This is a genomic window from Streptococcus sp. Marseille-Q5855 (assembly GCF_946901985.1).
Classification (GTDB): Bacteria; Bacillota; Bacilli; order Lactobacillales; family Streptococcaceae; genus Streptococcus.
The window spans coordinates 335,961-350,144 of sequence record NZ_CAMPPR010000006.1; the positions used below are offsets into that span (position 1 = coordinate 335,961).

Here is a 14,184-nt window from a genome sequence, read left to right on the forward strand (position 1 = left end):
TTGTTCATTCATTGAATATAGTATAACATATCTCAATGAAAATTCTAGGAAACACTTGGTTTTCGCTTCAACAATGCAAACTCCTCTTATAAGCCACCATTTTATAGAGAAATAATCAAGTATGGAAACGAGTGAGTTAATATCCCTGGTGCTTCTCTCCATTTTTTACTGTTTGTATTCAAATTTCTCTTGTTTTAGTGTTTGCTTTTGTATAGTTGACTACCAATCAGAACTGTGTTTTTATCTTAGTTCGGGCTATTATAGTACGGTTCAGCACTATCTACAAATTTTTCAGATGTCTATCAAAAAAATTTATCGTAGCAAACCAAGAGTCTACACTTTCTTTCATTAATAAGCGCCAATCTTTTCGATAACGATGATTCGGTTGATAAGCAACCGTCAACATATGCCCTGTTTCATGATATTTTTTAAACAAAATGGGTTCCCCTTTATAATGTGAAATGATATCATCTATCGCGGATGATGCATTCCATATTTCATCAACATCACTTCCTAGTAATAATAAAGGAGAGGCAATTTTACTCACATCAATCTGAGCCCTACTGTCTTCAGGAATCTGTTTTCCAAAAAACTTGTTTAACAAATAATTTCCTAACTGAAATTTTTGATACGGAAGTTCCTTTTGTAAATATGTCCAAGAAGATGAATGAGAGTTGAGTTTTCCCTTTATTCCCTCAAATATTACATTTGAGGGGGAATTGAGTACCAAACATTGCACATCTTCCAAAATACTTTGTCCAGCCAGAACAAGCTCTGCTCCTTTAGAGCGACCATATATTCCTATTTTTGTATTATCAACTTGAGGATGATGATATAGAAAATCTTTCGCCTCTTCCAGAGATTCTATCGGAATGCGTTCTAAATTTGGGGGTAATCCCTCTAAACCAAAATAAGCTATCGCAAGACAAATATAGCCCCTAGAAGATAAAAGTTGGGCAATATTCTGAGCTTTTTCAATTCTTCCCTCACTACCGCTAACAATAATCACGGCTGGCGCCCTTCTTAACTTTTCATCATAAAATAATCGACCTTGAAAATGCTTGTCATAAATATCTTGATACCTTATTCCCAGATTCATATAACGCCTTACAAAACTTTGCTCCGCGACCACATCTTTCCCCAGCCTGATTTTAATTTCAATACCAAAATAATCTCGCAATGGAATTCTATCAAGAGAACTAGGTAATCTCCTTTTCCTATTCTTTAACGGCTTCGCATTAAAGAATAAGCCCATTTCTGAAACGCCTTTATAAGATCCTGAAATAGATGCTGTCTGAGAGGTAGCAATCATACCGTCCTGATCAGATAAAAAAATGGCAGTTGATTTCCATATAACATCATGATCTAAAAGCAAGGGAGCATTTATACAGTAATAATCAGACAGGTACATTTCTACACAATACATTGCCCTTGGTTCTAAACCATTAATAGCAATATAAAAAGATTCATCCGCTAAATCTGTTTGTGAAATCAGTTCTATGTTTACAGTCATGTCTTCTCCTTTTTGTTAATTTACTTAACAATTATATTTGAAATTTACCGTGACTTTTACCACGGTAATTCTCCCCACACCTTTTCAATATCATCCATCAATTTCACAACTGTTTTAAGTTCCACCTCGCTATAGTTGTTTAAAACTGAAAAGATTGATTTTTCAATATATGCTTGTTGCTCCTTATGGATTTTAAAAATTTCGATGCCTTTTTCAGATAATCTCAAATATTTATTTTTCCCATTATTCGGATCAAAATCAAAAACAACTAAATTTTTTTGAATCAATCTTCTAACACTTTGAGTTATTGCACTTCTCGAAACTTCTAATAATTCAGATAATTTTACTAGATTTAAGGGTTGATTTTTCCCAATCACAACAATCAAATGCACCTCATTCAACGTAATAGATTTGTCAACACCACTTTTATGTTGATTTTTTTTTAACTGGTCAAACGCTAAAATAAATCTATTGAAGCGATTATTAAATGCAATAAATTCTTTTTTATCCATAATCTCTCTTCCCTTTGTTAATCATATTAACAAAATAGAAACTTCCTGTCAAATAAAAAATCCTCCAGATTCTACTCTGAAGGATTCCTATCTTATTTCACAACAATGTTAACTAATTTATTCGGTACCGCAATCACTTTCACGATTTCCTTACCGTCAATTTCTGCTTTGACTTTTTCATCAGCGAGAGCAATTTCTTGCAATTCTTCGCGTGATAGGTCTTTAGCAACCATGAGTTTGGCACGAACTTTTCCTTTGATTTGAACGACGATTTCGATTTCGTCTTCAACCAATTTGCTTTCGTCCCATGTTGGCCAAGCTACATAAGAGATAGATTCGCCAGTTGCTGCAACAGTTTGCCAGAGTTCTTCTGCCAAGTGAGGCGCAAATGGCGCAATCAATTGGATAAAGCCTTTAGCGTAGTCTACATAAAGTTTGTCTTCCTTGTTGGCAGCGTTGACAAAGACCATAAGTTGGGCAATGGCTGTGTTGAATTTCAATGATTCGATTTGCTCTGTGACAGCTTTAACGGTTTCGTTGTAAACCTTGTCGAGAGAGCCATTGTTTTCTGCAAGGATTTCTTTACTTGTAATCAAGCGGTAAACACGGTCAAGGAATTTACGGCTTCCTTCCAGACCTTCTTCTGACCAAGCAATCGAAGCATCAAGTGGTCCCATAAACATTTCATAAACACGAAGGGTGTCAGCACCGTATTGTTCCACCACATCGTCTGGGTTAACAACGTTCTTAAGCGATTTAGACATCTTGGCTGGTGCTTGCTCCAACTCTTCCCCTGTTTCCACATGGAAGAAGGAACCGTCACGTTTTTCAACCTTGTCAGTCGCCACAAGAGCGCCACGGTGGTCACGGTAGCTTGTTCCCAAAATCATTCCTTGGTTAAAGAGTTTTTGGAATGGTTCCTTAGTCGGAACAACACCGAGGTCATAGAGGAATTTGTGCCAAAAGCGAGCGTAAAGCAAGTGAAGTACAGCATGTTCCGCACCTCCCACGTAGATATCTACTGGCAACCATTGTTTGAGAAGATCCTCATCGGCTAATTTCTCAGTGTTATGTGGATCGATATAGCGGAGGTAGTACCAGCTTGAACCTGCCCACTGTGGCATAGTATTTGTTTCACGACGACCTTTGACACCATCTTCACGAGTCACTTCAAGCCAATCTGTCAAGTTAGCTAGTGGACTTTCACCGGTACCTGAAGGACGGATATCCTTGGTTACTGGCAAGACGAGTGGCAATTCATTTTCAGGAACAGCTGTTGAAGTTCCATCTTCCCAATGAATGATTGGAATGGGCTCACCCCAGTAACGTTGACGGCTAAAGAGCCAGTCGCGGAGACGGTAGGTAACCTTCTCTTGTCCACAACCTTTCTCTTCCAACCAAGCCACAATCTTAGCAATTGCGTCTTCTTTGTTGAGTCCATCTAGGAAGGCTGAATTAACATGAAGGCCATCTTCTGTGTAGGCAGCTTCTTCAACATTTCCACCTTCAAGTACTTCGACGATTGGAAGGTCAAATTGTTTGGCAAATTCCCAGTCACGTTGATCGTGGGCTGGCACAGCCATTACCGCACCTGTCCCATAACTAGCAAGAACATAGTCGGCAATCCAGATTGGAATTTCCTTACCATTGACAGGGTTGACTGCATAAGCACCAGTCCAAACCCCTGTTTTTTCTTTAGCAAGATCGGTACGAGCCAAGTCAGACTTGAGACTAGCTTGGTGTTTGTAGTCTGCTACAGCCTCTGCTTGCTCTGGACTTGTGATAGCGTCAACCAATTCATGCTCAGGAGCCAAAACAGTGAAAGTCGCACCGAAAAGAGTATCAGGACGAGTGGTAAAGACGGTGAATTCCTTGTCTGTTCCCTTAACTTTAAAAGTTACATTAGCACCAGTTGATTTACCAATCCAGTTGCGCTGCATGTCCTTGATAGACTCTGGCCAATCAAGTTCATCCAAGTCATTAAGCAAACGCTCCGCATAGGCCGTAATTTTAAGCATCCATTGACGCATTGGTTTGCGGACAACTGGATAGCCTCCACGCTCAGAAGTTCCGTCAGGAAGAACCTCTTCGTTAGCAATGGCTGTTCCCAATTCCTCAACCCAGTTTACTGGTACTTCCGCTTCATAGGCCAAGCCTTTTTCGTAAAGCTTAGTGAAAATCCATTGAGTCCACTTGTAGTAGTTTGGATCTGTCGTATTGACTTCACGATCCCAGTCGTAAGAAAATCCAAGCGCATTGATTTGGCGTTTGAAGTTGGCAATATTTTCAGCCGTAAATTCTGCTGGGTCATTACCTGTATCCATAGCGTACTGCTCTGCAGGCAAACCAAAAGCATCCCAACCCATTGGGTGAAGGACATTGTAGCCTTGCGCACGTTTGTAACGGCTGAGTATATCCGTTGCGGTATAACCTTCTGGGTGTCCTACGTGAAGACCCGCTCCAGACGGATAAGGGAACATATCAAGAGCATAAAACTTCGGTTTTGATACATCTGTTCCTGTCTTAAATGTATGATGTTCTGCCCAGTAGCCCTGCCACTTAGGCTCAATTTCTTTATGATTGTAAAAACTCATGGTCTCTCTCCAATTTTGTGATGTTACTATTATACCATTTTTGAGAGAATTTGAAATGTGTTAAAAGAAAAAACTATATACTGTATTTCATCAATTTTGATGACTCTGAATTACTCTATCTCCCACTTTTTTATCTTATTGTTATACGGGAAATCAAAGAGCCAAATAAGAAGCTTATCTCTTATAACACAAAATACTAATTTTAGACCGAAGATACGACTGGAATGCTAATTAATGTATTTATAGTAAATAGCCGACAACCTGTGTCGCTTTTTAATTTATGAAGAACGTAGAATTCAATACGAGAATCAATAAAAGACTACCATTTGGAAAACAGTAGTCCTTATTGTTTATTTTGAATTTACATAGGCGTCTACAGCGATGATAGCTTGAGCAACATCTGAAGGCGAAATCTTAAACGGCATCTGATGGATTGTCTCACCCTCCATAGTTGCTTGTTTACCAACTTTTATTAAATCATCATATCCAACTTGATCTAAATGCATTTCTTTTAGAGTTGTTGGCATACCAATTTTTTTGTAAAACTCAATATACTTATCAAGTTCTTCTTTAGGTCTATTTTCCAATAATAGTTGTACCAAAGTTCCATAAGCTACTTTTTCACCATGTGTTAAATGATGTATGTCACCTGTCAATGCAGTAAAACCATTATGAATTGCATGCGCCGCAGCTAATCCTCCACTTTCAAAACCTAGGCCGCTCAATAAAGTATTAGCTTCAACAATATTTTCTAATGCTGGTGTCACCACTTTAGCTTCACAAGCTGCCATAGCCTGTAAACCATCTGCAAACAGCGTTTCTTCACATTTCTTCGCAATTGCAACTCCAGCCAACGTTTGCTGTTGTCCTAACATAGTTTTTCCATTTGCCTGCATAACCGCACGCGCCTCAACCCAAGTTGCTAAACCATCTGCAATACCAGACGCTAATAAACGCTTAGGGGCTTGTGAAATAACTTTTGTATCAACCAAAACTAAATCTGGATTTTTAGAATAAAATAGATAATGATCAAATGCACCTTCATCTGTATAAATAACAGATAAAGCAGATACAGGTGCGTCGGTCGATGCAATTGTTGGAGCAATAATAACAGGCTTTTCAATCAAATCTGCAATAGCTTTTGCGCTATCAATCGTCTTTCCCCCACCAAGACCGATAATACTATCACAATTTTCTTTCTCAGCCAAGTCAACAACTCGATTGATTTCATTGTCAGAAGCTTCACCATTAAACTTGGCTAGAACAATATGGAAACCATACCTATGTAGGTAATCTTCAAATCGTTTTCCAACAATATCATAAACCAACTGATCGCATAATAGAATAGGACGATTCCCCAAATCCAATATTGATTTGGCATTTTCGAACAAGGCATTTTCCCCTTGAATATATCTCGAAGGACTAGCAAAAATTCTCATGTTTGTTTCCTTTCTACCTAAATGGAACGACTATGTTGAGTAACAAACCAGTCGTCAGAAAAATCATCAACCGCCTTTTGGATAGATGGCATGGCGAAAGCTGATTCAAAAACATCTGCTCCTGCTGTAACAGCATGCGCACCTGCAGCTAAAGCATTATTTACTTGTGCTACATTTTTAAAGGATGCAGCTAAAATCTTACTAGGAGAGTTCTGTCTATCAATAGCAAGAGCTAATTGACGAATGACAGAATTTGAATCAATGTTCAGATTTTCCATTCTATTATAATATGGAGCTAGGTAATCCGCTCCTGCTTCGATAGCTAATAATCCCTGAATAACTGTATAAATAGCTGTTGCAGTGATATGGTAGCCCTCTTTTTTTAGCACCTTTATTGCACGTAATCCAGCTGGAGTAACAGGTACTTTGATAAATATATCATCTCCTGCTTGTCTCCGAATTTCATGAGCATCCTTTAAGATGCCTTCAAAATCTTGAGAAATCACCTGAACATGAATAGAGGGTGCAGAGCCAATCAATTCTCTCACATCTTTGATTCGTTCAAAAAAATTAATAGAACCCTCTCTTTTTGCAATAGTGGGATTTGAAGTTACCCCAGCTAGCGGTAAAATTTCAGACCATTTTTTAATCTCATCTAAATTTAATGTGTCAAGCATAAATTCCATAAAAAGAACCTCTTTATTTTACAATGTATGCTCAGTACGTCCTATAATATCATCTTGGGTTGCCTTAGAAAGAACATTGAAGAATGCAGAGTATCCTGCAACACGAACAATTAAGTCTCTGTGTTTTTCAGGATGTTTCTGAGCGTCAATCAACGTCTCTCTGGAAACAACATTGTATTGAATATGGTACCCATGTAAACGATTAAAGAATGTTCGTAACAAAGCAATTAGTTTTAATTTATCTTCTTCTTTGGCTAAGGTTTGAGGATTTACTTTCTGATTTAAGAGAACCCCACCTACGATTTCATCTGTTGGTAATTTTGAAACAGATTTTAAAACAGATGTAGGGCCGTGTTGATCCATATTATGTGATGGTGAACAACCTTCTGCTAACGGTGTACCCGCGTTGCGTCCATCTGGAGTTGCTAATGTTCCACATCCCTGCCCTACGTTGGCTGAGATAGAAGATGTTCCTGAATAACGAATCCCTCCAATAGGACCTCTTCCATAACGTGTATTAGGATATTTAGCAATTTCATCAACATAAATGTCATAAGCAGCAGTAACCAATTTGTCAGCATAATCATCATCATTACCGTACTTAGGTGCATCATGAATCAACATTTCTTGAATGACCTTACCCTCTTCTCCGGCATAATCTGTTTCCAGTGCATGCCAAAGCTGACTTGGGCTTATACGTTCTTCCTCAAATACCAATTTTTTAATTGCAGCTAATGAATCCGACAAATTTGCAATTCCAACTTGCAAACCTGATATATAATCATATACTGCTCCACCTTCTTTCAGGTGTTTTCCACGACCAATACAGTCATCAGTCAATGCTGAACATAGAATATCAGGAACTTCTCGTTCCAATGATAAATCAATAGAATTTTCAACAATAACACTCATTCGTGTCAAATATCTTAGTGTTTTATCCCAAGCATTTTCTAATTCAGAAAAGTTCTTCATATCCTTAAAATGACCAAAGCTTGGTGCAAACCGTTTACCCGAAGCCGGATCAATTCCATCATTCATCGTGATAAGTAGAACCTTAGGGAAGTTCATATAACTCATACCTGTGCAACGATAGCCCCATTTCCCTGGAACTGCCGTTTCAACACATCCAATGGCACTGTAATCATAAGCATCATCTTCCAATACTCCTTTTGCAATAAAAGAAGGAATAATAATCTCATCATTATTAAATGCAGGCATACCAAAACCAAGTTTCATCACTTCAATACACTCATTCATGAAACGAGCATCTAAACCTGCATGGTAACGTACAGTTAGATTAGGTTGCGGTAGATGGGTTTGTGCAACTGATTTTAATACCAAATAAGATAATGGGTTAACAGCATCCTTCTTATCTCGAGTCTGTCCACCAATTGTAACATTTTGATATAAAGGACTTCCTGCTGAAGAAAATGTATGTGCTTGACTGCGAACCTTATTAATTGTAATTGTCTTAATCCAAAGATTTGTCAGACGTTCAACAATGCTATCTTCTGTTTCTTTACCACTTTCTAAATCAGCCTTCATATATGGATACATATATTGATCAAAACGACCATATGAAAGAGAGTGGCCATTAGATTCAATTTGTAAAATACATTGAATAAACCAAACTGATTGAATAGCTTCTGCAAAAGTAGTTGCCGGTTCATATGGGACTCTAGAGCAAATATCTGCAATCTCAAGTAATTCTTTCTTACGTTTAGGATTTGCATTTTCAGCTAAATTTTTAGCAAGAGCAACAAAGCGATTTGCATATACTTTAATAGCATCGATTACGATAACTATAGAGTCGTAAAAATGATATTTATCAATACTTGCTGGATCTGTTAAATCTAGAGCTGCTTTCGCTTTACGAGCTCGCTCTTCAAAACCTCTTAAACCAAATTGCAACAGTTTCTGATAGTTAACTGCTAAGTGAGCATCTCCAGAATTCATCTTACCTTCCATACCGAAGAATCCTGTTTCCATATAAACAGACACTTCTTCAGGTAACAAGGCACCAGCTCTAGCACGTAAATTATTATTTTCCCAAAACGGAGCAATACTTCTAAGTTGTTCTTTTGTTTCTTCAGTAATATAGAAAACATCTCCATCACGCTTTTCAAAAAGATCCAACTCATTGAGAACAAATTCTAGCGTATATTCTGGAAAAATAGGAGCATCTTTATTGGAAGAAGCTTGATTTCCCGCAATCATAGATTCTTCTTCGATATAGATAGTCATATTTTCCAAAATTTCTTTCAGCATATAGGCGCGTTTTAGGACATTAGGTTGTTCCTTATATCGATCATAAGCGCGTGTTGCTAGAACCGCTCTCTCAGCATCAATATAAGGTTTTTTATTTAAAACATCTTCTCGATATTTGTTCATCCTTTCAGTAAGGCTACCAAAATATTCTGTCTTGATTGTCGTTCTTGCTACTTCTTTATTTACCATAATAAACACCTTTCTTTCGAAAATATTTTTGTTTCTTTCGAAAATATAATACCTGGTTTTTTAGAAAATTTCAAGCTTTTAACTAGAAAAACTTTAACTCTCTAATTTTTAGCACAAATGTGTGTGTTTAATGATAATACACAAATGTTTTTTAGAATTATCATGCTTCATTCTGATAAGCTAAACGATCCTGTACTTTAAAGAATGGGAAATAAACTAATGTAGACATCGCTAATATCACCAGCTGAGTAATAACTCCTTGCCATCCACCAACCATAAATCCTGATATAATAGCCGGGGTGCTCCAAGGTAATGTAACTCCTGAAAATGGCTGCATGAAACCTGTTGCAATAGCTCCATATACTATAACAGCTGCAAGTACAGGAACAAGAATGAAAGGTACAAACATAACTGGATTCATGACAATCGGAAATCCAAATACAACTGGCTCATTTACGTTAAATATTGCTGGAAAAGCTGCTACTTTCCCTAACGCTTGGTACTGTTTCGATTTTGCTGCAAAAAGCATCGCAACTACAAGTCCAAACGTAATCCCTGAACCAGATAGAATTAAAAATGAATCTAAAAATTGTTGAGTAACAATATGTGCACCATTTTCTAATGATAGATTCCCAGAGGCTAACATAGCTTTATTAGCATCAAGATTAGATAAAAGCAGAGCTGTCACTACTCCATTTACTACCGATTGTCCATGAACACCAAACCACCACAAAAATGATATAAAGAATGCAATTCCAATTGCACCATACAAAGATCCAGTTAAACCTTGCAATGGAACTTGAATAGCAGAATAAATCATTTCTATGAATGTTCCGCCATTAGTCAATGAGCTCGCTAAAATATATACAATCATAGAAAGTAAGAAAATTACAAATGCTGGAATCATTGCTTCAAACTGTTTCGCAATAGCTTGTGGAACTTGTTCTGGCATCTTAATAACAATTTTTCTCTTTATAAAGAAGGTATAAATACTTCCTACTACCAAACCTATAATGATAGCACCGATAATTCCTTGACCTCCAAACCAAACTTTACTAATAGCGTCCCCAATCGCCTCACCTTGTTTAGGGATATAAGACGATCTTAGCAAAATAAAGAATGCAGATACAGAAAGAACCCCAGCTGGCAATGCCTCTACTCCGCTATTCTTAGCATAAGAATAGGCAATTGAAAAACAAGAAATTAGACCCATAATCGCAAAAGTTCCTGAATAGACTTGCATAAAAGGCTCTGTCCAATTTGCTCCAAATACACTAGCAATACTTTGATTCAATCCTTCAAAGGGTAATTGCCCTATAATCAAGAATAAACTTCCAACTACTGTTAATGGTAAAATAGCCAACATACCATCTTTTAGAGCTATAATACCACGCATATTCACAAATTTCATCATTGGTGCAATGATTTTCTGAACATCCATCTTTGCCATAATAAAACTCCTTTTCTTACCCATTAATCAAAGATAGGGCTAAATCTAATACTTTTTTCCCATCTAACATACCATAATCCATCATCGGAATAACAGCTATCGGAATATCACACTTATCACAAATTTCTTTTGATTTATCTAATGTATAAGCGACTTGTGGACCCAATAGTGCAACATCTATATTTGGCGCATAATCCGCTAACTTAGACTGAGAAAACGCCTCTATTTCTGCCTCAACTCCACTAGATTGCGCTGCAATTTTCATATTATTTACAAGCATACCAGTAGAAAAGCCTGCTGCACAAAACAAACCAATCTTCACCATTATATTTTCCTCCTCTATGTTAATACTCTAGTATTATTTTTTATTAAGTTCTTTTCTCAAACTAATAATTTCTTTGATTAAATTAATCTCCGTCATACTAGTCATGAGATGATCTTGTGAATGAACAAAGAGAGCTGTTATTTCTGTCTTTGTACCAGACGCTTCCTGTGCCAAGAATTTTGTTTGTAGATTATGGGCTTCTAATAAGGCTGCATCAGCTAACTGGATTTCTTCTTCACATCGTTCACATGTACCGTTTTTTATATAATCTAACGCTTTATAAATATGTTGTTTCGCATCGCCAGCATATAAAATTAAACCCATGATAATTTGATCTGGAACAATCATTTCCATAAATTCCTCCTCATTTCACTATGTAAAAAGCTTTTTTCATTTGAAATTTTAAAATTTTCTTTTGTAACTATAGAATACAACTACATAATAAACTTGTCAATCTAAAAACAACAGATAAACTATTTTTATTTATTTAAGCACAAATGTGCAAATGATTAAAAATAAAAAACGATAAACTGAATCAGTCTATCATTTTCACTCACATAAAATATTTCGAAAAGAAAAATCACCATCTTCTTCCAAAACTTTTAAAATTGTATTTTTATCTGTAATCAAATGATTTACTAAATTAGCACGCAAGACAGAAAGAATCGCAGATACTTTCGTATCACCGTAAGCAACAGCTAAACTTTGAGGAATATTTTTTAAATCTTCCAAAGAGATTGCTATCGTTCTTTCCTGTAAGTTCTCATAAACTTCTTTACCTTTTGAATCAAAGAATCGACAACAAATTTCCCCTACAGTTTTAACTTTTGTCAATTCTTTAAAGTCATCCTCTGTAAGCATGTCTAACCATTGATGTTTTCCTTTATTACTAAAATCACCAATCCCAACCACAGCTATATCTAAATCTTTCCAACTATTTTTCAAATCTTCAAAATATCTTGATTGCAAAATACCATCTGCTAACAATTTATTTTCTTGCACAATTGTTGCATTCATAAATGTACACTCTCCATGAAATTTTCTAGACATTTCATAAATCAGTGTATTCACATGGTATTTAGCGTGTATGTGACTAGGACCACCTGCTAGAGGATAGAAGTGAACATTTCGGACACTTTTGCTGTGAATTAAATCTACTAAATTACTTAAACTTTTCCCCCAAGAAAAGCCAATTTTCATATTATCATCAATTAAATTCCTAAGGACACCTGCTGCAACTTGAGAAATTCTTTCAGATAAAATTGTTGGATTATCATCAAATTCGTTTGGAATAATTTCTAAACTTTCCAGACCATACTTTTCTTTTACATAATTTTCCAACTTAAACATATTGGTATCAAAATTCTCTATTTCAATTTTAACAATTCCTGCATTCCTTGCTTCTGTTAACATTCTACTAATAGAGGTTCTATAAATTCCTAATTTTGCTGCTATTTGTGACTGATTTAAGTTTTCAATATAATACAGATAAGCAATTTTAGAGAGCAGTTTATTCCTATCTTGATTCATACACTTAACCTCTTACGAAACTACCTTAACCATTATCCCAGCATTTTCTAATGTAGCTATATTTTGTTTAGAAAGTTTTTCGTCTGTTATTACTTCATAGACTTGACTTAAAGCAAATCTTCTTACTGTACCCCTTTTATCAAATTTACTTGAGTCAGTTAGCACAATGACTTTATCCGACGCTGCTGAAATATATTGAACTACCTCACTGCGCATTAAATCTTTTCCTGTAAAGCCCATCTCTTTATCGTAGCCATCTGTCCCAACAAAAGCTTGACGCACATGAAAAGTCTGTATCATTTCTTTTAATAAAGGTCCTACGGTAACCTGTGAATCTTTCTGAAACTCTCCACCAAGAACAATAATACGACATGAATCATAAGCTCTCACAAAATTTGCTATAAAAAATGAATTTGTTACAATCGTAACATTTCTTTTTTGCTTGCAAATTTCCTCAGCAAGTAAAGCACAGGTTGAACCAGATTCTATCATTATTGTTTCATTATCTGATACTAATTTTACTGCTTCTTGAACAATTTTTCTCTTGATTTCATAATTAATTGACAAGCGTACATTTAAGTCATCTCCACTATGTAATACAGCATATCCATGCTCTCTGTGTAATAAGCCTTTTGACTCTAATTTATCTAAATCTTTTCTAATCGTTACTTTTGATACATTTAATTTTTCCGATAATGTATTAACATCAATCTTTTCATATTCTGATACTAATTTAATAATTTGTTCCAATCTTTTCATTTTACACCTCCGTTTTATTCTACCAAAATAAAAAGCAAAAAACAACAAATTAAACTTTCGTTCGTAATTGTTTTTCTTTCGTTTTTGTGATAGGATAGAATTATAAAGAGGAGGAACTCTTATGGAAATATCTAAAGGAATTATTTTTAATATTCAACACTTTTCAATTCATGACGGTCCGGGTATTCGTACAACTGTTTTTTTAAAAGGATGTCCTCTGCGCTGTCCATGGTGTTCTAATCCTGAATCTCAAAGAATGAAACCTGAAAAAATGAAAGATGCTCAACGAGAAAAATTCACCTTAGTCGGTGAAGAAAAGACTGTTGAAGAAATTATTACAGAGGTATTAAAAGACAAAGAATTTTACGAAGAATCCGGTGGAGGTTTAACTTTATCAGGGGGTGAAATATTTGCTCAGTTTGAATTTGCTAAAGCCATCTTAAAGTCAGCTAAAGAACATCACATACACACTGCCATTGAAACTACTGCCTTTGTTGATCATGAAAAATTTGTTGATTTAATCCAATATGTGGATTTTATCTACACAGACCTAAAACATTATAATTCTATAAAACATAAAAAAGTGACTGGGGTTTTTAATCAAATGATTATTAAAAACATTCATTATGCTTTTTCTCAACATAAAACTATCGTTTTAAGAATCCCAGTTATTCCTGATTTTAATAATAGTTTAGAGGATGCAGAAGAATTCGCTACTCTATTTAACTCATTAAATATCGACCAAGTTCAACTACTCCCTTTTCATCAATTTGGTGAAAACAAATATCGTTTATTAAATCGGAAATATGAAATGGATGGAGTCAACGCACTTCATCCTGAAGATCTTATTGATTATCAAAAGGTATTTCTGAACCATCATATTAATTGTTATTTCTAGTTTATTTCCTTGAAATGCTCT

The 14,184-nt window shown here is 35.7% G+C and carries 12 protein-coding genes; 1 reads left to right on the forward strand and 11 read right to left on the reverse strand.

Annotated elements, in window-relative coordinates; translation table 11 throughout:
* Positions 1-280: 280 nt before the first annotated feature.
* The 11 genes from OC529_RS08070 to OC529_RS08120 all read right to left on the reverse strand — a co-directional run bounded on the left by OC529_RS08070 (position 281) and on the right by OC529_RS08120 (position 13,265).
* Entirely contained in the window at positions 281-1,513 is a 1,233-nt protein-coding gene (locus OC529_RS08070; protein ID WP_262081911.1) for an acyl-CoA thioester hydrolase/BAAT C-terminal domain-containing protein, read from the reverse strand.
* A 56-nt stretch (positions 1,514-1,569) separates the two neighbouring features.
* Positions 1,570-2,025 (reverse strand): MarR family winged helix-turn-helix transcriptional regulator, encoded by a 456-nt coding sequence (locus OC529_RS08075; protein WP_136936651.1) that lies wholly within the window; start codon positions 2,023-2,025, stop codon positions 1,570-1,572.
* Positions 2,026-2,117: 92 nt separating this feature from the next.
* Positions 2,118-4,619 (reverse strand): leucine--tRNA ligase, encoded by a 2,502-nt coding sequence (gene leuS, locus OC529_RS08080; RefSeq protein ID WP_262081912.1) that lies wholly within the window; start codon positions 4,617-4,619, stop codon positions 2,118-2,120.
* A 350-nt stretch (positions 4,620-4,969) separates the two neighbouring features.
* Complete coding sequence (locus OC529_RS08085; RefSeq protein ID WP_262081913.1) at positions 4,970-6,058, reverse strand: glycerol dehydrogenase; 1,089 nt, start codon at positions 6,056-6,058, stop codon at positions 4,970-4,972.
* Between the two features lie 17 nt (positions 6,059-6,075).
* A complete protein-coding gene (locus OC529_RS08090; protein WP_164226680.1) occupies positions 6,076-6,744 on the reverse strand; it encodes a fructose-6-phosphate aldolase in 669 nt (222 codons plus the stop codon).
* Positions 6,745-6,762: 18 nt separating this feature from the next.
* A complete protein-coding gene (locus OC529_RS08095; protein WP_262081914.1) occupies positions 6,763-9,201 on the reverse strand; it encodes a glycyl radical protein in 2,439 nt (812 codons plus the stop codon).
* A 160-nt stretch (positions 9,202-9,361) separates the two neighbouring features.
* The gene (locus OC529_RS08100) at positions 9,362-10,651 is read right to left on the reverse strand and encodes a PTS sugar transporter subunit IIC (protein ID WP_262081915.1); all 1,290 of its coding nucleotides are present in this window, start codon (positions 10,649-10,651) and stop codon (positions 9,362-9,364) included.
* 16 nt (positions 10,652-10,667) lie between these two features.
* Positions 10,668-10,976 carry a PTS sugar transporter subunit IIB gene (locus OC529_RS08105; protein ID WP_262081916.1) on the reverse strand — a complete coding sequence of 103 codons (309 nt, stop codon included), beginning with the start codon at positions 10,974-10,976 and terminating at the stop codon, positions 10,668-10,670.
* 33 nt (positions 10,977-11,009) lie between these two features.
* Positions 11,010-11,330 (reverse strand): PTS lactose/cellobiose transporter subunit IIA, encoded by a 321-nt coding sequence (locus OC529_RS08110; RefSeq protein WP_262081917.1) that lies wholly within the window; start codon positions 11,328-11,330, stop codon positions 11,010-11,012.
* A 195-nt stretch (positions 11,331-11,525) separates the two neighbouring features.
* On the reverse strand, positions 11,526-12,506 hold the full coding sequence (locus OC529_RS08115; RefSeq protein ID WP_001070837.1) for a sugar-binding transcriptional regulator: 981 nt from the start codon (positions 12,504-12,506) through the stop codon (positions 11,526-11,528).
* A 12-nt stretch (positions 12,507-12,518) separates the two neighbouring features.
* Complete coding sequence (locus OC529_RS08120; protein WP_262081918.1) at positions 12,519-13,265, reverse strand: DeoR/GlpR family DNA-binding transcription regulator; 747 nt, start codon at positions 13,263-13,265, stop codon at positions 12,519-12,521.
* A 121-nt stretch (positions 13,266-13,386) separates the two neighbouring features.
* Here OC529_RS08120 and OC529_RS08125 point away from each other — a divergent pair, with 121 nt between their 5' ends.
* Complete coding sequence (locus OC529_RS08125; RefSeq protein ID WP_000406173.1) at positions 13,387-14,163, forward strand: glycyl-radical enzyme activating protein; 777 nt, start codon at positions 13,387-13,389, stop codon at positions 14,161-14,163.
* The last annotated feature ends 21 nt before the right edge of the window (positions 14,164-14,184 follow it).